Genomic DNA, 22,984 nt, shown 5'->3' on the forward strand with positions numbered 1-22,984 from the left:
TGGCACGGTCGATCGGTTCAGGGAACCGGTACCCACTCTCGCCTGTGCCCCGGGCAGTGGTCCAACAGAAGAATCCGATGGAATTCAGCGGATACGCTTCTCAATCATGGAACTGCGCCACCTCCAGCACTTCGTCGCCGTCGCCGAGGACCAGCACTTCACCCGGGCCGCCGAACGTCTGCTGGTCTCCCAGTCGGGTCTGTCGGCCTCGATCCGGGCGCTGGAGCGGGAGCTGCGGGCCCCGTTGTTCGTGCGTACCACCCGCCGGGTGACCCTGACGGAGGCCGGGCGGGCGCTGCTCGCCGAGGCGGAACGGATCCTGGCACAGGTCCGGGCCGCGCACGAGGCGGTGGCTGCGGTACAGGGCGTGCTGCGCGGCACCCTGGCGCTCGGCACGGAGCAGTGCATCGCCGGGGTGAACGTGGCGGCCCTGCTCGCCGCCTTCCGGCGCCGTCATCCGGAGGTGGAGATCCGGCTGCGGCAGGCCGGGTCGGGCGCGCTCGCCGAGGAGGTGGCGGCCGGACGGCTGGACCTGGCCTTCGCCTACCGCACCGGGGCCGACACCGACCAGTTGCGTTCGGTGTCCCTGGCCAAGGAGCCGATGGTCCTGCTGTGCCATCCCGCCCACCCGCTGGCGGTCGCGGGCGCCGCGGTGACACCGCAGGAGGTCGGCGGCGAGGTCTTCGTCGACTTCCACCCGGACTGGGGTCCGCGCCGCACCACCGACGCCGTGTTCGCCGAGGCCGGACTGCGGCGGACCGTCGCGCTGGAGGTCAACGACGTGCACAGCCTGCTGGACCTGATCGACGAGAACCTCGGCGTCGCGGTCGTGCCGCGGCACTTCCGGCACAAACGGGCGTCGCTGACCGCGCTGCCCCTCAAGGGCACCGGCGAGACGGTGTACGAGAGTGCCGCCCTGCTGCCGCCCGCGCAGAGCACCAGTCCCGCGGCACGGGCCCTGGCGGCGCTGCTGGAAACGGGGGGCGCCTGAGCGGGGACTGGGCGATGGTGGACGTATGCATGCAAAGGACGTCCTCATCGACGCGTACGGCCGCATCCGGGAAGAGGTCCACTCCGTGGTCGAGGGGCTGGGCCCCGACGACCTCCACGCCCGGCCCGGCCCCGAGGCCAATTCCGTCGCCTGGCTGGTCTGGCACCTCACCCGGGTGCAGGACGACCACCTCGCCGACGCCTTCGGGCTGGAGCAGGTGTGGCTGTCACAGGAGTGGGAGAAGCGTTTCGGCCTCGACCTGCCGCGCCTCGACACCGGGTACGGCCACACCTCGGCGCAGGTCGCCAAGGTGCGGGTCGACTCCGGCCTGCTGCTGACCGGCTACTACGACGCCGTGCACGAGCAGAGCCTGACGGCCCTGCGGGGGGTGGCCGCCAAGGACCTGGAGCAGGTCGTCGACACCCGGTGGGACCCGCCGGTCACCCTGGGCGTGCGGCTGATCAGCGTCCTGTCCGACGATCTCCAGCACGTCGGACAGGCCGCCTACGTCCGCGGGCTGCTTCAGAGCGCGGCCGCGTAACCCGGCAGGACGACGTCCTCGATCAGGGCCCTGCGCTCGTCGAACGGGATGAACGCGCTCTTGAGGGCGTTCACCGTGACCGTGCGCAGGTCCTCGACGCCCCAGCCCGCCTGCTCGACCAGCAGCGTCATCTCGCGGGTCATCGTCGTACCGGAGACCAGCCGGTTGTCGGTGTTGAGGGTGACCCGGAAGCCCAGGTCCTTCAGCGCGGTGATCGGGTGCTCGGCGATCGAAGTGGCGGCGCCCGTCTGGAGGTTGGACGTCGGGCACATCTCCAGGGCGATACGGCGGTCGCGGACCCAGCCGGCCAGCCGGCCGAGCTTGCCGTCGACGATGTCCTCGGTGATGCGCACACCGTGGCCGATGCGCTGGGCGCCGCACACCTGGAGAGCCTGGTGGATGCTGGGCAGTCCGTGGGCCTCTCCGGCGTGGATGGTGAACGGCACGCTCTCGCGGCGCAGGTGCTCGAAGGCGGCCAGGTGGTCGGCGGGCGGGAAGCCGTCCTCGGCGCCCGCGATGTCGAAGCCGACGACTCCGGCGTCGCGGTAGACGACGGCCAGGTCGGCGGCCTCGCGGACCCGGTCGAACATGCGCATGCCGCACAGCAGGGTGCCGACCCGGACGGGGGTGCCGGCGGCGGCCGCCTTGGCCATACCGGCGGCGAGGCCCTCCTGGACGGTCTCCACGACCTCGCTCATCGACAGTCCGCCCCGGGTGTTCAGCTCGGGGGCGTAGCGCACCTCGGCGTAGACGACGCCGTCGGCGGCGAGGTCCAGGACGTACTCCTCGGCGACGCGCAGCAGGCCCTCGCGGTTCTGCATCACGGCGAGGGTGTGCTCGAAGGTGGCGATGTAGCGGACCAGGTCGCCGGAGTTGGCCGCGTCGTAGTACCAGGCGGCGAGCGCGTCGGGGTCGGTGGTCGGCAGGGTGTGGCCGATCTTGGCCGCGAGCTCCACGACGGTGGCGGGGCGCAGACCGCCGTCGAGGTGGTCGTGCAGGACGGCCTTGGGCAGGCGGCGGATCACTTCGGCATCTACGCGCGTAGCAGTCATGGCGGGTCTTTCCTCGGAGCGGGCCTTGAGCGGGCGGTTCGGAGCGGCGGACGGGTCCGCGGCGCAAGCAGGGGGGCCGTGGCGGGAGGGGCCGTGGCGGAAGAAGGTGCGGCAGGAGGAGCCGTGGCGGAAGATCGTACGGCGGCAGGAGCCGTGGCGGCAGCGGGGGCGGCGAGCGCGGGCTCAGCCGGCGGGCTGGAGCAGGTCCCAGCGGTTTCCGTACAGATCCTCGAAGACCGCCACCGAGCCGTACGGCTCGTGGCGCGGCTCCTCCAGGAAGGTCACACCCGCGGCGAGCATCCGGGCGTGGTCGCGGGCGAAGTCGTCGGTGTGCAGGAAGAATCCGACCCGCCCGCCCGTCTGGTCGCCGACCCGGCCGCGCTGCGCGTCGTCCTTGGCCCGCGCGAGCAGCAGCGCGGTGCCCGGCGCTGCGGCGTCGGCCGTCCCGGGTTCCACCACGACCCAGCGCGAGCCGTCGGGGCGCGGGGTGTCCTCGACGAGGCGGAATCCGAGCGCCTGCGTGTAGAAGCGGATCGCCTCGTCGTAGTCGTCGACGACGAGGGTGACCAGGGCGATGCGTCTCATCGGGGCCTTTCGGTACGTGCGATTGACGGGTGAGGTTATACGTAAAACTCCGTGCACGCCAGTCACCCGCTCCGGCTCGTCCGGCCCGGCTCGTCCTGCCCGGCGTAGGTCCCAGGACCGGGCCACGCTCCGCCTCCGGCCCGAGGTGCGGCGGCGACGCCGCCCGCTAGCGTCCCGGCATGACGATCACGGGCACGCCCCGCACCCTCGAACAGCGCCGGCAGGACGTACGGGACCGGCTGGAGCGGGAGCGGGACGTCTGGGTCGCCACCGCGGACGCCGACGGGCTGCCGTGTCTGGTGGCCCTGTGGTTCGTCTGGGACGGCGAGGCGCTGTGGCTGTCCACCAGACCGGCCAATCCCACCGGCCGCAATCTGCGCGACGGCCGGCGTGCCCGGCTGGCGTTCGGGGACACCGCGGACGTGGTCCTCGTGGACGGTGACGTGGAGACGTTCGCCGCGGCGGACGTGCCGCGGGCGGCGGCGGAGGCGTTCCGGACGAAGACGGGCTGGGACCCTCGCGCGGATCCTGCGGTGTACGCGTACTTCCGGGTGCGTCCGCGTGCGGTGCAGGCCTGGTGCGGGGTGCACGAGCTGCCCGGCCGGCATCTCATGCGGGACGGGACCTGGGCCGCCTCGCCGGTCGACGGGGTTTCCGCCGCCGGGCGCTGACCGCCCGCGCCCGACCTCGGTCACCCGACCTCGGTCACCCGACCACGATCGCTCGACCGCGATCATCAGACCTCGATCGCTCGACCGCGATCGCCCGGCCTCGGCCCCCCTGAACTCGGTCCTCCGACCTCGATCCATCGAGCACGTCGACCGGCTCTGTGGGCCGGTCTGGGCCGGCCCCGTCGACCGGGGCTCAGGAGTGCCGCGCGCCTGCGAGCTCGCCGCGCCTGCGTTCCAGGTGGGCGCGCTCCGCCGTGCTGTCGGTGAGCGCGATCGCCGCCTCGTACGCCTGAACCGCCTCGCCGGTCCGGCCCAGGCGGCGCAGCAGGTCGGCGCGGACCGCGTGGAAGACGTGGTAGCCGTCGAGGCCGAGGCCGTCCAGCAGGTCCAGGGCGGGTCCGGGGCCGCGGACCTCGGCGACGGCCACGGCCCGGTTCAGGGCGACGACCGGGCCGGGGGCGAGGGCCGCGAGCCGGTCGTAGAGCCGCAGGATCTGTCCCCAGTCGGTGGCCGCGGCCGCCGGCGCGTCGCTGTGCACGGCCTGGACGGCGGCCTGGACCTGGTAGGGGCCGGGCCGGTTGCGGCGCAGGCAGCGGCGCACCAGGTCCTGCCCCTCGGCGATCAGCCCGGCGTCCCACCGGGCGCGGTCCTGCTCGGGCAGCGGGACCAGGGCGCCGTCGGCGCCGAGCCGGGCCGGACGGCGGGACTCGATCAGCAGCATCAGCGCCAGCAGGCCGATGACCTCGGGCTCGTCCGGCATCAGCTCCGCCAGCAGGCGGCCGAGACGGACGGCCTCGGCGCACAGCCCGGGATCCCCGGTGTACCCCTCGTTGAAGATCAGGTAGACCACGGCCAGCACGCCCTTCAGCCGGTCCGGGAGGTCCGCGTCACGGGGCACGCGGTACGGGATCCGGGCGTCGCGGATCTTGGCCTTGGCGCGGACCAGACGCTGGGCCATCGTCGGTTCGGGGACGAGGAAGGCGCGGGCGATCTGCGCGGTGCTCAGTCCGCCGAGCAGGCGCAGGGTCAGGGCGACCTGGGCCCGGGAAGCGAGCGCGGGATGACAGCAGGTGAAGATCAGCCGGAGCCGGTCGTCGCGCACGGGTCCCTCCTCGCCGGGCGGATCGGCGGCGTACAGCCGGGCGGCCTCGGTCTGCCGGGCGTCCCGGGTGGATTCGCGGCGCAGCCGGTCGACGGCCCGGTTGCGCGCGGTGGTGATGATCCAGCCCGCGGGGCTCGGCGGCACCCCGGTCCGCGGCCAGCTGCGCACGGCCGTGGTGAAGGCGTCCTGGACGGCCTCCTCGGCGAGGTCGATGTCACCGAGGAAGCGGACGAGGACGGCGACCGCGCGGCCGTACTCCGCGCGGAAGACCGCCTCGACGTCGGGTGGCATCAGGCCTCGCCCATGAACGGGCGCACCTCGATGGGGAGCGTGGTGGCCCAGGTCGCCCGACGGCCCCAGTGCAGGGCCGCGTCCAGGTCGGGGGCCTTGATCAGGCAGATGCCGCCCAGGTACTCCTTCCCCTCGGCGTACGGCCCGTCGGTGACCAGGACGTCGTCGCCCTGGGGACGCAGGACGGTGGCGGTCTCCGTGCCGTGCAGTCCGCCCGCGAAGACCCAGGCGTCCGCCTCGCGCAGCTCCTGGTGGAAGGTCTCCAGGTTGCGCCGGATCTGCGCCATCCCCTCGGGCGAGGGCGGCTCTCCGTCGGTCGGGGTGATCACGCTGAGCAGGTAGTACTTCATGGCGGACTCCTTGGCGTCGTGGGTCGGTCCGGGTGTTTCCCACCACCTACACGAACGGCGGCCCGCCGGATCGACACCCCGCGCCGGGACATCTGAGGAATCTTCCCCAAAGCTGTCGCACCGCACCCTCGCACCCGCCTCCACCGGGAGGAAGCCGGGACGCCTCACCGGCGGTGTTCGGGGGCGGTCGTCGTGGTCAGTCCTCGTCGTGGCCGGGGACCACCACGAGGAAGGCGTCCGACTTCAGGTCCATGACCACGGTCGCGGGCTCGCCCTGCGCGCGGCGGGCCGCCGCGTACTCCTCCGCGGGCCAGGAACCCCGCGGGGCGCCCGCGGGAAAACGCTGCAACACCTTCGCACCCATGACGGCGGACACCTCCGGAATCGACCGTGAGAACCGTGAGGACCGCCTGCCCCCGATCGGCGCGACCATGCCCGCCGACCGGGGTGCGGGTCGCGTACCGGACCGTCAGCCCGGCGCGTGCTCCTGCGTCTTCGGCCCGGAGTCCGCCGTGCCGAGCGGTCCGCCGTCCGCGGTCCGCGCGGTGTCCACGGCGGGAGTCCGGCTCAGCCGGCCGGGCCACCAAGCCTTGGCCCCGATGTCCAGCACCAGGGCGGGGACCAGGAGCGAGCGCACCACGAGGGTGTCGAGCAGCACGCCGAAGGCGACGATGAAGGCGATCTGCACCAGGAAGGCCAGCGGGATGACCCCGAGGGCGGCGAAGGTCGCGGCGAGCACCACGCCCGCCGAGGTGATGACCCCGCCGGTGCTGACCAGACCGCGCAGCACGCCCTGGCGCACTCCGTGCCGCATCGACTCCTCCCGGACCCGGGACATCAGGAAGATGTTGTAGTCGACGCCCAGGGCGACCAGGAACACGAAGCCGTAGAGCGGGACCGACGCCTCCGTACCCGTGAAGCCGAACACATGGCGGAAGACGAGGGCCGAGACACCCAGTGTGGCCATGAAGTTGAGCGCCACGGTGGCCACGAGCAGCGCCGGCATCAGCAGCGAGCGCAGCAGCACCGTCAGGATGACGAAGATGATGACGAGGACCACCGGGACGATGAGGCCGCGGTCGCGCTCGGCGGTGCGCAGGGTGTCGTACTGCTGGGCGGTGTAGCCGCCGACGACGGCGTGCGCGCCGGGGATCGCGTGCAGGGTGGTGCGCAGCCGGGCGACGGTCCGCTTGGCCTCGTCGCTGTCCGCTGCGGAGGTGAGGGTGACGTCGACGAGCACCCGTCCGTCGACGACCAGGGCCTTGCCGCCGGGGCGGCCGGAACCCGCCACACCGGCGGCGGAGTCGACGCCCTCGGTGTCCTTGGCCGCCGCGACCACCCGGTCCAGTGCCCCGGCGTCGGCGACGACCACCGTCGGGTTGCCGGAACCGCCGGGAAAGTGGGCGCCGAGGGACTTCTGGGCGGCGACGGAGGGGACGTCGTTGACGAAGATCTCGTCCTGGGGGACGCCTCGGGAGTTGAGGGCCGGAGCGAACGCGGCGCACGCCAGCAGGGCGACGAGGGAGAGGGCCCAGACCTTGCGGGGCGACCGGTCGACCAGCTGCGCGACCCGGTGCCACAGCCCTTCCCCGGCCCCGGGACCCCGGGCGGTCCGGGGCTTCGCGGGCCAGTAGGCGGCGCGGCCCAGCAGGACTAGGGCCGCAGGCAGGAACGTCAGGGCGCTGAGCGCGGCGCAGCAGATGCCGATGGCACCGACCGGTCCGAGCGCCCGGTTGTTGGTGAGGTCGCTGAACAGCAGGGCGAGCAGCGCGAGGGCCACGGTGGCCGCGCTGGCCACGACGGCGCCCCAGGACTGCCGCAGCGCGGCCCTGACGGCCGTGAACCGGTCCTTGCCCAGGGCGAGTTCCTCACGGAAGCGGGCGGTCACCAGCAGGGCGTAGTCGGTGGCGGCACCGATCACGAGGATGGAGAGGATGCCCTGGATCTGCCCGTCGACGCGGACCACGTCGTGGTCGGCGAGCACGTACACCACCGCGCAGGCGAGCCCCAGCGCGAAGACCGCGCCGAGGATGACGATCAGCGGGAGCAGCAGGCTGCGGTAGACCAGGAGCAGGATCACCAGGACGGTGACCAGGGCCACGACGAGGAGCAGACCGTCGATCCCGGAGAACGCGTCGGCCAGGTCGGCCTGACTGGCGGCCGGTCCGGCCAGCTGGACCGTGGTGCCGGGCACGCGGGCCGCGGCGGACCGGATCCGGTCGAGGGTGTCGGGAAGTGCGGTTCCCAGGTCGGGCCGCAGTTGGACGACGGCTTCCAGGGCCGCGCCGTCCTCGGAGGGGATCGCGGGCGACACCCGCCCGACGACGCCCGGCGTGCCGGGGAGCGCGGCCAGCGCACGGTCGGCCGCCGCGCGGCTGTCGGCGATCCGGACACCCGCGGCGGCGTCGGCGGGTGCGGTCCACAGGATGATCGCCGGCAGTGTCTCGTCCTGCCGGAACGCCCGCTGTTCGGCGACGACCTCGGTCGACTCGGCGCTGCGCGGCAGGAACGCGGCGCGGTCGTTCGTCGCGACCTCGCCGAGCCGCCCGGCGTAGGGGCCGAGCAGTCCGCCGACTCCGAGCCACACGGCGAGCAGGACCAGGGGGACGAGCCGGACGAGCCGGCGGGCCGGTCGTGCAGTGGTGGACATGGTTCTCCGTGTTCTCCGTGCTCCGACGGAAGAGGTGTCTCGACGGTAGATAATCTTAATGAAAAACAATCTTGATGATTGAGATATATCGACCGCCGACGATCGTAGACGACACCCACCCTTCCGCCGTCGACCGGCCCGCGGATGCGCGGGGACACGGAAGTTCGAACACACGGGCGCACGGGGACGCGGGCGAGTCGCCGCTCCTGCGGATCGCCCGTCGGATCACGTCAGTGTCCGGGATCCCTGATCCCGGCGAGTTCCTCGTTCAGGGCCGTCAGGAAGCTCAGGACCAGCGCCAGCTCGTCCTCGGTGAAGCGGGACCGGGCGGCCGCGGTGGCGTCCGCCAGCGGACGGAAGTAGGTCCGGGCCGCCGGCATGGCGCCGGCCGCGTAGTGCAGGTGGACCACCCGGCGGTCGGCGCTCTCCCGGACGCGGCGGATGTGCCCCGCGCGCTCCAGCCGGTCGACGCACGCGGTCACCGCACCCGAGGTGAGCCCGAGGTGCTCGCGCAGCCGCTTCGGGGTCATCGGGCCGTCGGCGTCGAGGATGGCCGCGAGCGCCTGGACGTCCGTCGGATGCAGTCCCTGCTCCCCCGCGAACCCCTGCATCAGACGGTTGATCTCACCGTTCATCCGGCGCAGCTGGACGCCGAAGGCGGGCAGGTCGGTCGGCACCGCGTCGTCGGGGGACCGCTGTCCCCGCGCGCGCTGCTCCCGGTCGTTCGCTGTGGCCACACGGCCAGCGTATAGAAACCCGAACGCCGCATCCGGAGGGGTCCGGCGCGGGGAAGTGATGCGGGAGGGATCGATGGGGATCGATGCCGATCGAGGGGGCCTCGACGCGAAGGGCCGCAAGGACATGAACGCAGACGACCCCGGAACCGGGCTGCGCTGCCTGGTGACCGGCGCCACCGGCTACATCGGCGGCCGGCTCGTCCCGGAACTGCTCGGCGCGGGCCACCGGGTGCGGTGTCTGGCCCGCTCCCCCGAGCGGCTGCGCGACCATCCGTGGGTGGGCGAGACGGAGGTGGTCCGCGGCGACGTGACCGACGCCGGATCCGTCGCCGACGCCCTGCGGGACATCGACGTCGCCTACTACCTCGTGCACGCCCTGGGCACCGGCAAGGACTTCGAGCGGACGGACCGGGAGGCCGCCGAGGTCTTCGGTGAGCAGGCCCGGGCCGCGGGCGTACGGCGGATCGTCTACCTCGGCGGCCTGACCCCGGCGAAGGTCCCCGAGCACGAGCTGTCGCCGCATCTGCGGTCGCGGGCGGAGGTCGGCCGCATCCTGCTCGCCTCGGGGGTGCCGGCGACCGTGCTGCGGGCGGCCGTCATCCTCGGCTCCGGGTCGGCCTCCTTCGAGATGCTGCGCTACCTCACCGAACGCCTCCCGGTCATGGTCACCCCCAGCTGGGTGCACACCCGGATCCAGCCGGTGGCGGTGCGGGACGTGCTGCGCGTCCTGGTCGGCAGCGCCCGGATGCCCGCGGACGTGAGCCGCACCTTCGACATCGGGGGGCCGGACGTCCTGACGTACCGGGAGATGATGGTGCGCTACGCCGCCGTCGCGCGGCTGCCGCGCCGACTCATCCTCTCCGTGCCGATGCTCTCCCCGGGCCTGTCCAGTCACTGGGTCGGCCTGGTCACGCCCGTGCCCGCGGCGATCGCCCGGCCGCTGACCGAGTCGCTGCGGCACGAGGTCGTCTGCCACGAGCACGACATCGTCCGGTACGTCCCCGACCTGCCGGGGCATCCGATCGGCTTCGACGAGGCGGTCCGGCTCGCGCTGCGCCGGGTGCGCGAGGCGAAGGTGACGACCCGGTGGTCGTCCGCCTCCGTGCCCGGCGCCCCGAGCGACCCGCTGCCCACCGACCCGGACTGGGCCGGGGGCAGCCTCTACACCGACGAGCGCGAGCAGCCGGTCGAGGCCTCGTGCGCGGCGCTGTGGCGGGTGATCGAGGGCATCGGGGGTGAGAACGGCTGGTACTCCTTCCCGCTCGCCTGGGCCGTACGCGGCTGGATGGACCGGCTGGTCGGCGGGGTCGGACTGCGCCGCGGCCGACGGGACGCGGCGCGGCTGCGGGTCGGCGACTCGCTGGACTTCTGGCGGGTCGAGGAGATCCAGCCCGGACGGCTGCTGCGGCTGCGCGCCGAGATGCGGCTGCCGGGTCTGGCCTGGCTGGAGATGTACGTGGACGCGGACGGCGACGGCCGCACCCGGTACCGCCAGCGTGCCCTGTTCCATCCGCGCGGGCTGCTCGGCCAGGCCTACTGGTGGAGCGTCTCCCCCTTCCACGCCGTCGTGTTTGGCGGGATGGCCCGCAACATCGCCCGCGCCGCGGCGGCGACCCCGGTCCGCCTCGGCGGGGACGACGCACCCCTGGGCTGACCGCCGGCACCCCAGGGCCGACCGCCGCGTCCACCGCGCCACCCGCGGTCGGCGACACCGGCAGTCGGGCCCACCTGCGCACCCGCACTCGACCACACGCGCAGTCGAGCACACCCGCACTCGGGTACACCCGCATCCACCGGACGTCCCGGGCCGGAAGCACCTCCGCGGCCCCCACTCATCTCCGGAGCATGCCTCATGAACGTCTCGGTCGTCCTGTTCACCTCCGACCTCCGTCTGCACGACCATCCGCCGCTGCGCGCCGCCCTCGACGGCTCCCGGCAGGTCGTGCCGCTCTTCGTGCGCGACCCGGCCGTGGACGGCGCCGGTTTCGCCGCCGCCAACCGGCTGGCATTCCTCGCGGACTGCCTCCGGGACCTGGACGCGGGCCTGCGCGAGCGCGGCGGACGGCTCGTCCTGCGCCACGGCGACGTCGTCGAGCAGGTCTGCAAGGCGGCGGCCGAGTCGGACGCGGACGAGGTGCACATGGCGGCCGACGTCAGCGCCTTCGCCCAGCGGCGCGAGGAGCGGCTGCGGGCCGCGCTGGAGGCCCAGGGCGTACGGCTGCACGTGCACGACACGGTGAGCACGGCCGTCCCGCCGGGTGCCGTGACGCCGGCGTCCTCGGACCACTTCGCCGTCTTCACCCCCTACTTCCGGCAGTGGTCGCGGCAGGCCCTGCGCGACACCCTCGGCGCGCCGCGCGCAGTACGCGTCCCGGACGGCGTCGGTTCCGACGAACTGCCGTCCCGCAAGGGACTCACGGCGGTGTCGGACGGACTGGCCGCGGGCGGCGAGACGGCGGGCCGCAAGCAGCTCACGGACTGGCTCCGCCACGGCGTCGACACGTACGAGACCGGCCACGACGACCTCGGCGGGGACGCGACCTCCAGGCTCTCCCCGCACCTGCACTTCGGCACCCTCTCCCCCGTGGAAGTCGTCAACCGGGCGCGCCGTGCGGGCGGTCCCGGCGCCGATGCGTTCGTACGGCAGCTCGCGTGGCGGGACTTCCACCGCCAGGTGCTCGCCGCGCGCCCGGCGGCGGCCACCGCCGACTACCGCACCAAGCGGGACCGCTGGCGTTCCGAGCGCACCGCACGGGCGGACGTGACGGCGTGGCGGGAGGGCCGCACCGGCTATCCGGTGATCGACGCGGGGATGCGTCAACTCCGCTACGAGGGCTGGATGCACAACCGCTCCCGGCTGCTGACGGCGAGTTTCCTCACCAAGACGCTCTACGTCGACTGGCGGGTCGGCGCCCGGCACTTCCTGGACCTGCTGGTCGACGGCGATGTCGCCAACAACCAGCTCAACTGGCAGTGGATGGCGGGGACCGGCACCGACAGCCGCCCCAACCGGGTGCTCAACCCTGTCACCCAGGCGAAGCGGCACGATCCCGACGGGGAGTACGTACGCCGGTGGGTGCCCGAACTGGCGTGCGTCGAGGGGCCGTCGGTGCATGAGCCGTGGAAACTCCGCGGGCTGGAGCGCGCGGCGGTGGACTACCCGGAGCCGATCGTCGACCTCTCCGAGGGTCTCGCCCGCTTCCGGGAGGCGCGCGGACGCGACTGAGGACGCACCCGGCCTGCACCCCGGGCGGGTACTGCCCGGGGTGCAGGGGCGCACGGGGCGGCGCGGTCGGCACGCCGGTCGGGCCGTCCGGACGGTCCGGGCCGGCTAGCGGCCTGACCCGCCGAACCCGGCGTACAGGCCGGCCAGTACGTCCAGCGCGTCCCTCAGGGTGTTCGGTCTGGCCATTCCGTGGGTGGCCCGGCCGAGCCAGCCGGGGCCGGCGAGCATCACCAGCGGCTGTCGGCGGGCGCCCTTCACGCCCCATTGCGCGGCGGCGACGTGCAGGGCCAGCGGCAGGCTCGCCGAGGAGCGTGCCTGGGCCCACAGGACCACGGCCGCGGGCCCGAGCCGGCCGACCGCGGCGAGCAGCGCCTCGGCGGGTACGGCCGCCCCGAACATCCTGGTGGGCACGCCGAGTTCGCCCAGTCCGGCGTCGAGCGCCTCCAGGGGCAGGGTGTGCTGTTCACCGGGGACGCAGGCGAGCACCACCGGTCCCGGCGCACCGGCGTCGACGTCTCCGTGCCGTCCGGCGGGCCGGGTGTGCCGGTGCAGGGTGCCGGACACATGCCAGGACAGCAGGTGCTCGACCTCGACGTAACGGTCCCCCGACGAGGCCCACTTGCGTCCCACCGCGTGCAGCGTCGGCACGATCACCTCCTGCCAGGCGACCGCCAGCCCGTGTTCCTCGACGGCCCGGGCCAACTGCTCCTGAACGGCGGGGGCGTCGAGCCGGACGGCGGCGCGGGCGAGGCCCCGGCACTCCTGGCGCACGTCGCCCAGAGGCAGCGACCCGGTCGCCGCCCACCCACCGCGACCCGCCGCACCCCGGTCGCCGGACACGGCCGGGGCGGCGGGAGCAGCAGGGACGGCAGGAACGGTAGGGACGGCAGGAACGACGGGCATGGCCGAGGCGGCGGCCCGGGATGCCGTACCGGCCGCCTCGCCCAGCGCTGCACGGGCCGCCTCCGCGGGCGGCACCCCGGCGGACGTCAGCCGGCACATCGCCTCCAGCGTCGCCACGTCCTGCCTGGTCCAGCGCCGGTGACGTCCGCCGGAGCGGACCGCGGGACCGATGCCGTACCTGCGGTCCCAGGAGCGCAGCGTGGTGGGCGACACCCCCAGCCGGCGGGCCACCGCACCGGTGGTCAGACCCGCGCCGCCCGCACCGTCGTTCGACTCCTCGCCCGCGGACTCGTTCTCCTCGCCCGCGGACTCGTTCGGGGACTCATTTGGGATCCCGCCCGGGAACTCACCCGGGGACCCACTCGGGGACTCGCTCATGAACCGACTCTACGACGGTCGATCGATGCACAACCGATGCGCATTGAGCGGGCAGCTCCGCCGCTCGCAGGATGACGGTACCGGGGCCCGTCGACGGTGACGCGGACCGGTCCGTACGAAGCGAGGAGTCGCCGTCATGAGTCCGGATCCGAGCGCCGCGCCGCCTCCCGCCGCACCGCTGTGGAGCCGGCCGGAGGAGTCGTACTCCGACGAGGAACTGGCCCGCGGTCTGGTGGCGGGCGACGAGGCGTGTCTGGCCGCCGCCTATCACCGCTGGTCGGGCCTGGTACACACGCTCGCCCGGCGCTCGCTGGGGGACGCCAGGGAGGCCGAGGACGTCACGCAGCAGGTGTTCCTGGGGGTCTGGCGCGGCCGCCGGGGCTACCGGCCGGAGCGCGGCACGCTCGCGGGGTGGATCGTCGGCATCGCCAAGCGCAAGATCGCCGACGCGCTGGCCGCGCGGACCCGTCGCACCGACCTCGTCTCCTCGGTCGGCTCCGTGCTCGCGCTCGCCGCCCCCGCGCAGCAGCGCCCCGAGGCCGTCCTCGACCGGGTGCTCGTCCACCACGAGCTGGCCCGGCTCCCGGCCCCCCAGCAGCGGGTGCTGCGGCTGACCTTCTACGAGGACCTGACCCAGGCCCAGATCGCGGAGCGCACCGGTCTGCCCCTGGGCACGGTGAAGAGCCACGCCCGGCGCGGGCTGCACCGACTGCGCGACTGTCTCGGGCAGGAGAGGTGTGCCTGAGGGGATGCCGAGTGGGCGCACCACGACTCGCACTCTCTTTCGATGCACGAACGATGCATTTAGGAGGACCGGGCTCGTACGCATCCGAGTCGCCACCCCCGCCCGAAGGGAAGGGCGGGGCCCCGAGGGCCGCACCCCGGCACCGGATGACGCCCTCGCCCGTCGACACCCGGAGGACTCCGCCGTGAAAGAAGCCGTCCACATCAGCCGGAATCCCGCGTCGCAACCCGACCTGGAGGACCTGCTGAACCAGGTGGCTCTGGGCGACCAGCGGGCGTTCACCGTGCTCTACGACGCCATGGCGGGCCCGGTGCTGGGCGTCGCCCGCGGTGTGCTGCGCGACCGCGCGCAGGCCGAGGAGGTGGCCCAGGACGTGCTCGTCGAGGTCTGGCGCACCGCCTCCCGGTTCCGCCCCGAGCGCGGATCCGCCGCCAACTGGATCCTCACCCTCGCCCATCGCCGGGCCGTGGACCGGGTCCGTTCGGCGGCGGCCGCCGCGGCCCGCGAGCACCGGGCGGCCCTGCTCGACCGGATGCCCGCCTACGACCAGGTGACCGAACAGGTCGAGGCGCGCCTGGAGCGGGAGCAGGTGCGCCACTGCCTGCGCGCCCTGACGGACATCCAGCGCCAGGCGGTCACCCTGGCCTACTACCGGGGGCTCACCTACCGGCAGGTCGCCCAGGACCTCGCCCTGCCGCTGGGCACGGTCAAGACCCGGATGCGCGACGGGCTCATCCGGCTGCGCGACTGCCTGGGAGCGGGCGCGTGAGCGCCGCCGCCCCGCCCCCGTCGACGAGGGCGTACGCGCGGGCGCACCGCCCCGCCGACCGCGTCCGAGCCGTCGCGCCGCCCCCGCGCGGACCCGTCATCCGCGAGGCGGCCGGGGCAAGAACCCGCTGGTGCGGGCGGCGTACCGGGCGTAGCCGGGGCGCCCGGCCATGTGCCGTTCCAGCAGCGGCTTGCCGCTCCCCCGGATCAGCAGGAAGCTCATCACCACGGGCGAGACGAGGGACACCGCAGCCGCGGCGCCCGAGTCGCAGGCGATCAGGTAGAGCCCCCACCACACGCAGAAGTCGCCGAAGTAGTTGGGGTGGCGGGTGTAGCGCCACAGGCCCCGGTCCATGATCAGGCCCCGGTTGGCGGGTTCGGCCTTGAACCGGGCCAGCTGGGCGTCCCCGACCGCCTCGAAGAACAGGCCGGCCGCCCACAGCGCCGTCCCCGCCCAGGCGAGGCCGGACGGCTCCGTCCGTACGTACTGCGCGGCCTGGACCGGCAGCGACACCAGCCACACCAGGGCGCCCTGGAGGAGGTACACCATGCGCAGGGCGTACAAGTCGCGGCTGCCGGGGGCCTTGGCGAGGAGCGCCTCGTAGCGCGGGTCCTCGCGGTGGCCGCGCCCGCGCCGGGCGATGTGCCCGGCCAGCCTCAGCCCCCACACGGACGTCAGGACCGTCACCAGCACCCGGCGCCCGGTGTCGCCCTCGCCGGCCGAGGCCGCGCAGCTCACCAGGGCGACCGCGGTGAAGCCGAGGCCCCAGGCGACGTCCACGATCCGGTGCAGTCGCCTGCGTACGGCGACGGCGAAGGTGACCAGCATGACGGCGAGCGCGGCGAGTACCGACCAGAGCAGGTTCCACGCGAAGGCGTCCCAGGCGAAGACGTCCCGGGCAAAGACACTCACGGCGTACGCGTTCACGGTCGCTCCAGTCCGGCATACCACCGCGCCGGCGTGGCGGGCATACCGCTGGCGCCGTCGGTGGTGGGGCGCACGCTCAGGATCTGGTCGACGCCCATGCGGCGCTGCTCGAAGGCGAGCGCCCCACCGACCAGATACAGCCGCCACACCCGGGCCCGCTGCTCGCCGACGAGCCGTACGGCGTCGCTCCAGCGGTCCTCCAGGGTGCGATGCCAGGCGGCGACCGTGCGGACGTAGTGCTCGCGCAGCGACTCCACCGAGCGCACCTCCAGACCGGCCCCCTCGAGCAGCGTGACGGTCTCGCCGAGCGGCCGCATGTGCATGTCGGGCGCGATGAACGACTCGATGAAGGCCCCGCCTCCGGGCGCGGTGGCGCCCCGCGACATCTGCTGCACCAGCACACGACCCCCGGGGCGCAGCAGCCGGTGCAGGGCGGCCGTGAACGCCGGATACTCGGCGTCCCCGACGTGCTCGCCCATCTCGACGGCGGCGACGGCGTCGTAGGCCCCGCCGTCGACGTCCCGGTAGTCCCGGCACACCACGTCGACGCGGCGCTCCAGGCCCCGTTCCCGCACCCGGGCGCGCACATGGGCCGCCTGCTCCCGGGCCAGGGTGACGGCGGTGACCTGCGCCCTGTGCTCCTCGGCCGCGTACAGGGTGAGCGATCCCCAGCCGCAGCCGATGTCCAGCAGCCTGGCCCCCGGCACCAGGCCGAGTTTGCGGCAGATCAGTTCCAGCTTGGCCCGCTGGGACCGCTCGGCGGTGACGCCCGGCCCCTCGTCCGTCGTCCCGCCCGGCTCCTCGCCCGGCCAGTAGCCGCACGAATAGGCCATGGTGTCGTCGAGGAGCAGCCGGTAGAAGTCGTTGGACAGGTCGTAGTGGTGGCTGATGGCGGCTCGGTCGCGGGCCTTGCTGTGCAGTCCGCCGCGCAGCCGGGCCTGCGACGCGGGGTCAGCCAGGCGCGGGCCGACGGCGCCGAGGCGTGCGGCCGTGCGCAGCGCGCGCGTCCGGTGGGCGAGGGTGAGCCGGGGCGGGTGCAGGTCGTGCTCCCGCGCGGCGGCCCACAGGGCACGCAGGCCCCCGGCGAGATCGCCGTCGACGTCGAGTTCGCCGGTGACGTACGCCTGTGCGACGCCGAGTTCGCCTGGCTGCCACAGCAGCCGGCGCAGGGCGCGCCGGGAGCGTACGACCACGACCGGACCGCCGGCGGGGCCGGTCTCGCTGCCGTCCCAGGCGCGCAGCCGCACCGGCAGCGGGCCGCCGAGCGCGTCCTCGACGAGCGCGGCGAGCCGGTGCGCGGCACCGGAACGGGCGGTGCGGACGGTGCGCGGGGTGCTCATCGGGCGGGCTCCTCCTTGGTGAACAGATACTGCTGCACATCGAGGTAACCGGAGCGGAATCCGGCTTCGGAGTAGGCCAGGTAGAGGTTCCACATACGGCGGAAGGCGGTGTCGAAGCCGAGGGCTTCCACCTCGTCCGCGCGCTCGGCGAAGCGTTGCCGCCACAGGCGCAGGGTCTCGGCGTAGTGCGCCCCGAAGGCGTCGCGCCGGGTGACGGTCAGCCGGGTGTGGTCGCGGACGGTCCGGGCGACGGCCTCCACGGAGGGCAGCAGGCCGCCGGGGAAGACGTACTTCTGGATCCAGGTGTAGGTGTCGCGGCTGGCGAGCATGCGGTCGTGCGGCATGGTGATGGCCTGGAGGACGGCGCGTCCGCCGGGAGCGAGCCGCTCGTCGAGGGTGCGGAAGTACACCGGCCAGAACTCCTCGCCGACGGCCTCGATCATCTCGACGCTGACGACGACGTCGTAGGTGCCGCGGGCCTCTCGGTAGTCGCACAGTTCGACGGTGACGCGGTCGGCGAGCCCGGCGTCGCGCACCCGGGCACGGGCCAGGTCGCGCTGTTCGCGCGAGAGGGTGAGCGAGGTGACGTGCGCGCCGCGGGCGGCGGCCCGGATCGCGAGTTCGCCCCACCCGGTGCCGATCTCCAGCAGCCGGGTGCCCGCGCCCGCTTCGGCGAGGTCCAGCAGCCGGTCGATCTTGCGGTGCTGGGCGGCGGCAAGCTCGTCCCAGTGGGCGGGGAAGCCGCCGAAGACCGCGGAGGAATAGGTGAGGGTGTCGTCGAGGAAGAGGGCGAAGAGGTCGTTGGACAGGTCGTAGTGGTGGCTGATGTTGGTACGGGCGCCGTCGGGTGTGTTGCGCCGGGCCCCGGGCCGGCGCGGCGCCCACAGTCCGCGCAGCCGCTGGAGCGGGGCGGGGATCAGCTCGGCGGCGTGGGCGGCGAGCACGGTCAGGGCACCGGTCAGGTCGGGTGCGTCCCACTCGCCGGCCATGTACGACTCGCCGAAGCCGATCAGGCCGCTCGTGCCGATCCGGCCGTGGAACGCCCGGGGGTCGTGGAGCTGCAGCAGCGGTCCGCCGCGGCCGGCCTCGGTGCCGTCGGCGTACCGCGCCAGCAGCGGCAGCCGGTCCAGGGCCCGGCGTACCACCGCCGCGGTGACGGCCGTACGCACCCGGGAGGCGTCCGGCGGGGCCGCCACGTCGGGCCAGCGGGCCGGGTCGACGCCCACCGTGCCCGGGCGTACGGCGCGCCGCGCGGCGGCGGGGCGGGGCTCGACTGTCGTCATGTCACGCTCTCTTCGGTGTTCCGGGTCTTCGCGGTGGAACGTGTGGGGCGCTGCCGGACGGGGCGGGGCTGGACGGGCAGCCCCTTCAGGTACAGGCGGATGCCGTGCACCCGGATCGCGGCGGAGACGACGGCGGTGGACCACGGGTGGCGCAGGGCCTGGCCCAGCACCTCCCGCGCCGTGACCGCGCGACGGGCGCCGCGCACGGTCGCGGTGAACGGCCGGCCGCCGTCCCGGTCGAGGTGCACGGTGAGGTCGAGCCGCTCGTCCGGCACCGGCAGGCGCATGCGGTAACGGCCGTCGACGGGGAAGAAGGGGGAGACGTAGAACTCCTTCTCGGTGGCGGCGGTCCCCGTCGCGTCCGGGCGCAGCAGGTAACAGTGCCGTCCGCCATAGGTGTTGTGGACCTCGGCGACGACATGGCGCGGGGTGCCGTCGGGGTCGTGGCACCAGTAGAGGGTCAGCGGGTTGAAGACGTGCCCGAGAACCCGTGCGTGCGTCAGCATCAGCACCGGTCCGCCCGCCGGCCGCACCCCGCGCCCGGTGAGGAAGGCGTCCAGGTGCGCCCGGACCGGGCGCCCGTCGCCGGTGAAGTGGTCGCGCGCGTCGAACCGCGCCAACGGCCGCAGCGGGCGCGGGAGTACGGGGGGACGGTCGGGGTCGACGAGCCACATGTAGGTGCGGTGGCGCAGCGCGTACCGGAGGGGCGCGGTGCGCACATGGGTGATCGTGCAGGGGTACAGGGCGGGGACGGCCGTCACCAGCGCACCCCCAGCGTGGCGGCGGCCCGGACGCCGGAGCGGCAGCCGTCCTCGTGGAAGCCCCAGCCGTGGTAGGCGCCCGCGTACGCGGTGACGTCCGTGTCCAGTTCCGGGAGCCGCTGCTGGGCGGCGAGCGACTCCGGTGTGTAGACGGGGTGTTCGTAGACCATGCGGGCCAGGACCCGGCCGGGGTCGACCAGGTCCTCGCCGCCGAGGGTGACGACGAACGTCTCGGCGGCGTCGAGGCGTTGGAGGCGGTTCATGTCGTAGCTGACGCGCACCCGGTCGGCACCGGCCGTGCAGGAGGGCAGCAGGTGGTTCCAGGAGGCGCGGGCGCCACGGGCGCGCGGGAGCAGGGTGGTGTCCGTGTGCAGGAGGGTGGTGTTGCGGGTGTAGCGGAACGCGCCGAGGACCTCCTTCTCCGCCACGGTGGCGTCGGCCAGCAGGCTCAGCGCCTGGTCGGGGTGGACGGCGACGACGACACCGTCGTAGGACTCGGTGGTGCCGTCGTCGGTGGTGATCTCCGCGCCGTCGGCGTGCCGGCGCAGCGAGCGGACCGGCGTCGCGACGCGTACCCGGTCCAGCCGTTCGGCGACGCGGTCGACATAGCTGCGGGAGCCGCCGGTCACCGTGCGCCAGACCGGGGAGCCGCCGATCGAGAGCATGCCGTGGTGCTCCAGGAAACGGAACAGATAGGCGGCCGGGTAGCGTTGGGCGGTGGCGGCGTCGCAGGACCAGACGGCCGACACCAGCGGTGTCATGAAGTGCGCGCGGAAATAGGGCGAGAAGCCCTCGCGGTCGAGGAACGCGCCGAGCGTCGGGGTGTCTTCGGCGCTCCGGGCGAGCTGTCCGCGGGCCGCCCGGTGGAATGCCGGGACCTCGGCAAGCATCCGCAGATAGGCGCCGCGCAGGGCGTTGCGGGGCCGGGCGAGCAGTCCGGCCGGGCCGCGGGCGCCGGCGTACTCGAGCCCGCAGCCCTCGCACCGTACGGACAGGCTCATCTCCGACTCCTGGGTGGCGACGCCGAGTTCGCCGAAGAGGCGCAGGAGGTTGGGGTAGGTGCGGCGGTTGTGCACGATGAATCCCGAGTCGACCTGGTGCACCCGGCCGTCGGACGAGGTCAGCCGGTGGGTGTGGGCGTGCCCGCCGAGCCGGTCGTCCCCCTCGTACAGCGTGACGTGGTGGGTGCGGGCGAGAACGTGGGCGGCGGTCAGGCCCGCCACCCCGCTGCCCACCACGGCCGTACGCCGCCGCCCGTCACGCGTCCCGCCCGCGGAACCCTCCGCCATGTGTGCCACCGCCTTCATCGCGCCCTGACCGGCCAGGGCCCCTCGCGCGTAATCCGTGGCCGGTGGGCGTGTGGATTGGTCGGCGTTCGCGTCCGGACCGGTCGGCGCTCTCCCGATGGGCGGGACGGCATCGCGGGGCAGTTAATTCCCGCCCCCTCTACACATAAGCGATGAATAAGGGCAGAATGGGGTGTAAGCGGTGTTCACCGCATACCGCATCTGCGGTTCGGCCTGTCAGCCAAAGGAGACGGTCATGGCCCACGTCTCACCGACCAGGGGTGACATATCCACTCACCCGGATGCCGCCGAGATGCGGGAGCGCTACGCCCGCGTGCTCGGCGGTCGTGATGTGGTGCTCATGGACGGGCCGGTGTTCCTGCTCGGCCTGTACTGCGCCGCGTCCCCGTGGATACTCCACTACAACCTGAGCCAGCCCGCGCTCGCGCCCCACAACCTGATCATGGGCGTGGCCATCGGCCTGCTGGCCCTCGGGTTCACCGCCGCGCCGGCCCGGATGTACGGACTGAGCTGGGCCATGTGCGCCCTCGGTGTGTGGATGATCATCGCGCCCTGGATCGTCGGCACGAGCCCCGACACCGGAGTCGTGCTGAACAACATCATCATCGGCGCGCTGGCCATCGTCCTCGGCATGATGTGCGCGCTGGCGGCGGCACGCAGCGTCCCCAAGCCATAAAAGTCTCGCAACTATCACAGGAGGCGAGTCGACGGGCCGGCCGGTCCGCATCCAGCGGGCCGGCCCGCCTGTGTCTCCACGACGGACCGGCCCCCGTGCCTGTCGGCAGGCGTCCGCGAACGCCCGTCGACGGCAGGTCAGGTTCCGGCGGGCTCCCCCTCCGGCACGGCCGTGGCGTCGTACTGTTCGCTGATCTCCTTCCCGCCGAACGGCCACACCTTCTCCCGCCACGCCCAGACCAGGAACGCCGCACAGCCGAGGGCCAGCCAGGCCAGCGACCATTCGATGGGGTGCCGGCCCGGGGAGTTGTGGTCGGCGTAGCCGTAGATGACGCACCAGCCGGCGAGGGCGAGGACGCTCGGCAGCGGATAGAGCCACATCCGGTACGGGCGGTCGAGCGTCGGCCGGCGCCTGCGCAGCACCGTCAGCGCGACGATCTGGGCGAGCGCCTGGACGATCACCATCACGGTGGTCAGCAGCTGGATCAGGGTCGCCAGGTCGGTGTGCCGGCCGATCAGGAAGCCGATCGCGGTGATCGCGCCCATCGCGGCCAGGCCCGGCACGGGGAACCGGTGCCGGGGGTGGAGCTTGGCGAACGGGCGGAAGAACACCCCGTCGCGGGCGGCGTCGTACGGCACGCGCGAGCCGCCGAGCAGCCCGGTGAACACCGAGGCGAAGGCCGTGATCAGGATCAGGACGGTCACCGTGTCGGCGGCGCCCCTGCCCCAGGTCTCCTCCAGCACCGCCGACGCCACGGAGGTGGAGGCGATGTCGGCCGGGTCGGTCATCCGATGCCAGTCGACGACGCCGAGCGTGCCGATCTGGAGCAGCAGGTAGATCCCCATGATGCCGAGGACGGAGAAGACGATGGAGCGCGGCAGGGTGCGGCCGGGGTCCTTGATCTCGGCACCCATGTAGGCGGTGGTGTTGTAGCCGAGGTAGTCGTAGATGCCGATGGTCAGGCCGGCCGCGAAGCCGGGCCAGAAGTGGCCGCTCGTCAGGTCGAAGGCGCCCGCCGGGTAGGTGAAGGCCCGGTGCGGGCTGAAGTGGGTGGCCGCGGCGGCGATCACCAGGACCACCGAGGCGATCATCACCACCCACATCACGGCGGTGATGCGCGCGATGTGCTCGATGCCGCGCCAGAGCAGGAGCACCACCAGGGCGATGACGCCGAGGCCGATCAGATCGCCGGACGTCCGGTCCAGTCCTGGTGCCAGATAGCCCAGGTACTGGACGAAGCCGACCACTCCGGTGGACATGATCAGCGGGATGAAGAGCATCGCCGTCCACACGAACAGGAACGGCATCAGCCGTCCGGTGCGGTACTGGAAGGCCTGGCGGAGGTAGACGTAACTGCCGCCCGAGCCGGGCATGGCGGCGCCCAGTTCGGCCCAGACGAGGCCGTCGCACAGCGCCAGCACGGCGCCCGCGACGAACCCGACGACCGCCTGGGGGCCGCCGAACGCGGCGACCATCAGCGGGATCGTCACGAACGGACCGATGCCGCACATCTGGCTCATGTTGATGGCGGTGGCCTGGAACGGACCGACGCGGCGGACGAACCCGCCCGGGGAAGGAGGGGCAGGAGGCGGGGTACCGGACATGAGGACTCCTGACGCACGGCAGGGAGACGGACCCGCCCGGCGGGACCGACCGAGTGGCCGATATAGTTAAGGAGATTTACTAGAGGCGTCAAGTA

Annotated in this window: 22 protein-coding genes; 8 read left to right on the forward strand and 14 right to left on the reverse strand. The window is 73.5% G+C overall.

Features of this window, described 5'->3' with window-relative positions; genetic code table 11:
- Positions 1 to 106 precede the first annotated feature (106 nt).
- Both ABT085_RS03105 and ABT085_RS03110 read left to right on the forward strand, forming a co-directional pair.
- Entirely contained in the window at positions 107 to 991 is an 885-nt protein-coding gene (locus tag ABT085_RS03105; protein ID WP_351601122.1) for a LysR family transcriptional regulator, read from the forward strand.
- A 25-nt stretch (positions 992 to 1,016) separates the two neighbouring features.
- Complete coding sequence (locus tag ABT085_RS03110) at positions 1,017 to 1,532, forward strand: mycothiol transferase (RefSeq protein ID WP_351601125.1); 516 nt, start codon at positions 1,017 to 1,019, stop codon at positions 1,530 to 1,532.
- Here ABT085_RS03110 and ABT085_RS03115 read toward each other — a convergent pair.
- A complete protein-coding gene (locus ABT085_RS03115; protein ID WP_351601128.1) occupies positions 1,514 to 2,584 on the reverse strand; it encodes an adenosine deaminase in 1,071 nt (356 codons plus the stop codon). The genes ABT085_RS03110 and ABT085_RS03115 overlap by 19 nt on opposite strands.
- 183 nt (positions 2,585 to 2,767) lie before the next feature.
- Positions 2,768 to 3,169 (reverse strand): VOC family protein, encoded by a 402-nt coding sequence (locus ABT085_RS03120; protein ID WP_351601131.1) that lies wholly within the window; start codon positions 3,167 to 3,169, stop codon positions 2,768 to 2,770.
- Between the two features lie 179 nt (positions 3,170 to 3,348).
- Here ABT085_RS03120 and ABT085_RS03125 point away from each other — a divergent pair, with 179 nt between their 5' ends.
- Positions 3,349 to 3,840: a pyridoxamine 5'-phosphate oxidase family protein gene (locus ABT085_RS03125; protein WP_351601134.1), complete on the forward strand. Its 492-nt coding sequence runs from the start codon at positions 3,349 to 3,351 to the stop codon at positions 3,838 to 3,840.
- A gap of 193 nt (positions 3,841 to 4,033) precedes the next feature.
- Here the strand turns inward: ABT085_RS03125 and ABT085_RS03130 are convergent, their stop codons facing one another.
- The 5 genes from ABT085_RS03130 to ABT085_RS03150 all read right to left on the reverse strand — a co-directional run bounded on the left by ABT085_RS03130 (position 4,034) and on the right by ABT085_RS03150 (position 8,970).
- Positions 4,034 to 5,233 (reverse strand): RNA polymerase sigma factor, encoded by a 1,200-nt coding sequence (locus tag ABT085_RS03130; protein WP_351601137.1) that lies wholly within the window; start codon positions 5,231 to 5,233, stop codon positions 4,034 to 4,036.
- On the reverse strand, positions 5,233 to 5,583 hold the full coding sequence (locus ABT085_RS03135) for a YciI family protein (RefSeq protein WP_351601140.1): 351 nt from the start codon (positions 5,581 to 5,583) through the stop codon (positions 5,233 to 5,235). The genes ABT085_RS03130 and ABT085_RS03135 overlap by 1 nt, the downstream gene beginning before the upstream one ends.
- A gap of 196 nt (positions 5,584 to 5,779) precedes the next feature.
- Positions 5,780 to 5,947: a DUF8839 family protein gene (locus ABT085_RS03140; protein ID WP_351601143.1), complete on the reverse strand. Its 168-nt coding sequence runs from the start codon at positions 5,945 to 5,947 to the stop codon at positions 5,780 to 5,782.
- Positions 5,948 to 6,052: 105 nt separating this feature from the next.
- Positions 6,053 to 8,233: an MMPL family transporter gene (locus ABT085_RS03145; RefSeq protein WP_351601146.1), complete on the reverse strand. Its 2,181-nt coding sequence runs from the start codon at positions 8,231 to 8,233 to the stop codon at positions 6,053 to 6,055.
- Positions 8,234 to 8,463: 230 nt separating this feature from the next.
- Positions 8,464 to 8,970: a MarR family winged helix-turn-helix transcriptional regulator gene (locus ABT085_RS03150; RefSeq protein ID WP_351601149.1), complete on the reverse strand. Its 507-nt coding sequence runs from the start codon at positions 8,968 to 8,970 to the stop codon at positions 8,464 to 8,466.
- 124 nt (positions 8,971 to 9,094) lie between these two features.
- Between ABT085_RS03150 and ABT085_RS03155 the strand changes: the two genes are divergently transcribed.
- On the forward strand, positions 9,095 to 10,624 hold the full coding sequence (locus ABT085_RS03155) for an SDR family oxidoreductase (protein WP_351601220.1): 1,530 nt from the start codon (positions 9,095 to 9,097) through the stop codon (positions 10,622 to 10,624).
- A 198-nt stretch (positions 10,625 to 10,822) separates the two neighbouring features.
- Positions 10,823 to 12,196, forward strand: coding sequence for a cryptochrome/photolyase family protein (locus ABT085_RS03160; protein ID WP_351601152.1), 1,374 nt, complete (start codon positions 10,823 to 10,825; stop codon positions 12,194 to 12,196).
- 105 nt (positions 12,197 to 12,301) lie between these two features.
- Here ABT085_RS03160 and ABT085_RS03165 read toward each other — a convergent pair whose 3' ends face one another.
- Complete coding sequence (locus ABT085_RS03165; protein WP_351601155.1) at positions 12,302 to 13,477, reverse strand: MerR family transcriptional regulator; 1,176 nt, start codon at positions 13,475 to 13,477, stop codon at positions 12,302 to 12,304.
- Between the two features lie 136 nt (positions 13,478 to 13,613).
- On the opposite strand from ABT085_RS03165, the gene ABT085_RS03170 reads away from it, so the two are divergent.
- Both ABT085_RS03170 and sigK read left to right on the forward strand, forming a co-directional pair.
- Positions 13,614 to 14,222, forward strand: coding sequence for a sigma-70 family RNA polymerase sigma factor (locus ABT085_RS03170; RefSeq protein ID WP_351601158.1), 609 nt, complete (start codon positions 13,614 to 13,616; stop codon positions 14,220 to 14,222).
- 184 nt (positions 14,223 to 14,406) lie between these two features.
- Positions 14,407 to 14,991 (forward strand): ECF RNA polymerase sigma factor SigK, encoded by a 585-nt coding sequence (sigK, locus tag ABT085_RS03175; protein WP_351601165.1) that lies wholly within the window; start codon positions 14,407 to 14,409, stop codon positions 14,989 to 14,991.
- A gap of 96 nt (positions 14,992 to 15,087) precedes the next feature.
- Here sigK and ABT085_RS03180 read toward each other — a convergent pair whose 3' ends face one another.
- The 5 genes from ABT085_RS03180 to ABT085_RS03200 all read right to left on the reverse strand — a co-directional run bounded on the left by ABT085_RS03180 (position 15,088) and on the right by ABT085_RS03200 (position 20,591).
- Positions 15,088 to 15,819, reverse strand: a complete 732-nt coding sequence (locus ABT085_RS03180) for a DUF1295 domain-containing protein (protein ID WP_351601223.1) — start codon at positions 15,817 to 15,819, stop codon at positions 15,088 to 15,090.
- 95 nt (positions 15,820 to 15,914) lie between these two features.
- The gene (locus ABT085_RS03185) at positions 15,915 to 17,258 is read right to left on the reverse strand and encodes a class I SAM-dependent methyltransferase (protein WP_351601168.1); all 1,344 of its coding nucleotides are present in this window, start codon (positions 17,256 to 17,258) and stop codon (positions 15,915 to 15,917) included.
- A complete protein-coding gene (locus tag ABT085_RS03190) occupies positions 17,255 to 18,541 on the reverse strand; it encodes a class I SAM-dependent methyltransferase (RefSeq protein ID WP_351601171.1) in 1,287 nt (428 codons plus the stop codon). Before ABT085_RS03190 ends, ABT085_RS03185 begins: the two co-directional genes overlap by 4 nt.
- Positions 18,538 to 19,302 carry a DUF1365 domain-containing protein gene (locus ABT085_RS03195; protein WP_351601174.1) on the reverse strand — a complete coding sequence of 255 codons (765 nt, stop codon included), beginning with the start codon at positions 19,300 to 19,302 and terminating at the stop codon, positions 18,538 to 18,540. The genes ABT085_RS03190 and ABT085_RS03195 overlap by 4 nt, the downstream gene beginning before the upstream one ends.
- Positions 19,299 to 20,591 (reverse strand): NAD(P)/FAD-dependent oxidoreductase, encoded by a 1,293-nt coding sequence (locus tag ABT085_RS03200; RefSeq protein WP_351601177.1) that lies wholly within the window; start codon positions 20,589 to 20,591, stop codon positions 19,299 to 19,301. Before ABT085_RS03200 ends, ABT085_RS03195 begins: the two co-directional genes overlap by 4 nt.
- Before the next feature lie 253 nt (positions 20,592 to 20,844).
- Here ABT085_RS03200 and ABT085_RS03205 point away from each other — a divergent pair, with 253 nt between their 5' ends.
- The gene (locus ABT085_RS03205; protein WP_351601180.1) at positions 20,845 to 21,285 is read left to right on the forward strand and encodes an SPW repeat protein; all 441 of its coding nucleotides are present in this window, start codon (positions 20,845 to 20,847) and stop codon (positions 21,283 to 21,285) included.
- 137 nt (positions 21,286 to 21,422) lie between these two features.
- On the opposite strand, the gene ABT085_RS03210 is transcribed toward ABT085_RS03205, so the two are convergent.
- Entirely contained in the window at positions 21,423 to 22,889 is a 1,467-nt protein-coding gene (locus tag ABT085_RS03210; RefSeq protein WP_351601183.1) for an APC family permease, read from the reverse strand.
- Positions 22,890 to 22,984: the final 95 nt, after the last annotated feature.

Origin of the sequence: Streptomyces sp. NPDC002265 (assembly GCF_040296125.1) — a bacterium.
Taxonomy (GTDB): Bacteria; Actinomycetota; Actinomycetes; order Streptomycetales; family Streptomycetaceae; genus Streptomyces.

Excerpts from the sequence above, each read along its gene's own strand:
- ABT085_RS03105 (WP_351601122.1), top strand. The coding sequence starts at position 107 with ATGGAACTGCGCCACCTCCAGCACTTCGTCGCCGTCGCCGAGGACCAG.
- ABT085_RS03110 (WP_351601125.1), top strand. The coding sequence starts at position 1,017 with ATGCATGCAAAGGACGTCCTCATCGACGCGTACGGCCGCATCCGGGAA.
- ABT085_RS03115 (WP_351601128.1), bottom strand. The coding sequence starts at position 2,584 with ATGACTGCTACGCGCGTAGATGCCGAAGTGATCCGCCGCCTGCCCAAG.
- ABT085_RS03120 (WP_351601131.1), bottom strand. The coding sequence starts at position 3,169 with ATGAGACGCATCGCCCTGGTCACCCTCGTCGTCGACGACTACGACGAG.
- ABT085_RS03125 (WP_351601134.1), top strand. The coding sequence starts at position 3,349 with ATGACGATCACGGGCACGCCCCGCACCCTCGAACAGCGCCGGCAGGAC.
- ABT085_RS03130 (WP_351601137.1), bottom strand. The coding sequence starts at position 5,233 with ATGCCACCCGACGTCGAGGCGGTCTTCCGCGCGGAGTACGGCCGCGCG.
- ABT085_RS03135 (WP_351601140.1), bottom strand. The coding sequence starts at position 5,583 with ATGAAGTACTACCTGCTCAGCGTGATCACCCCGACCGACGGAGAGCCG.
- ABT085_RS03140 (WP_351601143.1), bottom strand. The coding sequence starts at position 5,947 with ATGGGTGCGAAGGTGTTGCAGCGTTTTCCCGCGGGCGCCCCGCGGGGT.
- ABT085_RS03145 (WP_351601146.1), bottom strand. The coding sequence starts at position 8,233 with ATGTCCACCACTGCACGACCGGCCCGCCGGCTCGTCCGGCTCGTCCCC.
- ABT085_RS03155 (WP_351601220.1), top strand. The coding sequence starts at position 9,095 with ATGAACGCAGACGACCCCGGAACCGGGCTGCGCTGCCTGGTGACCGGC.
- ABT085_RS03160 (WP_351601152.1), top strand. The coding sequence starts at position 10,823 with ATGAACGTCTCGGTCGTCCTGTTCACCTCCGACCTCCGTCTGCACGAC.
- ABT085_RS03165 (WP_351601155.1), bottom strand. The coding sequence starts at position 13,477 with ATGAGCGAGTCCCCGAGTGGGTCCCCGGGTGAGTTCCCGGGCGGGATC.
- ABT085_RS03170 (WP_351601158.1), top strand. The coding sequence starts at position 13,614 with ATGAGTCCGGATCCGAGCGCCGCGCCGCCTCCCGCCGCACCGCTGTGG.
- ABT085_RS03180 (WP_351601223.1), bottom strand. The coding sequence starts at position 15,819 with ATGCTGGTCACCTTCGCCGTCGCCGTACGCAGGCGACTGCACCGGATC.
- ABT085_RS03185 (WP_351601168.1), bottom strand. The coding sequence starts at position 17,258 with ATGAGCACCCCGCGCACCGTCCGCACCGCCCGTTCCGGTGCCGCGCAC.
- ABT085_RS03190 (WP_351601171.1), bottom strand. The coding sequence starts at position 18,541 with ATGACGACAGTCGAGCCCCGCCCCGCCGCCGCGCGGCGCGCCGTACGC.
- ABT085_RS03200 (WP_351601177.1), bottom strand. The coding sequence starts at position 20,591 with ATGGCGGAGGGTTCCGCGGGCGGGACGCGTGACGGGCGGCGGCGTACG.
- ABT085_RS03205 (WP_351601180.1), top strand. The coding sequence starts at position 20,845 with ATGGCCCACGTCTCACCGACCAGGGGTGACATATCCACTCACCCGGAT.
- ABT085_RS03210 (WP_351601183.1), bottom strand. The coding sequence starts at position 22,889 with ATGTCCGGTACCCCGCCTCCTGCCCCTCCTTCCCCGGGCGGGTTCGTC.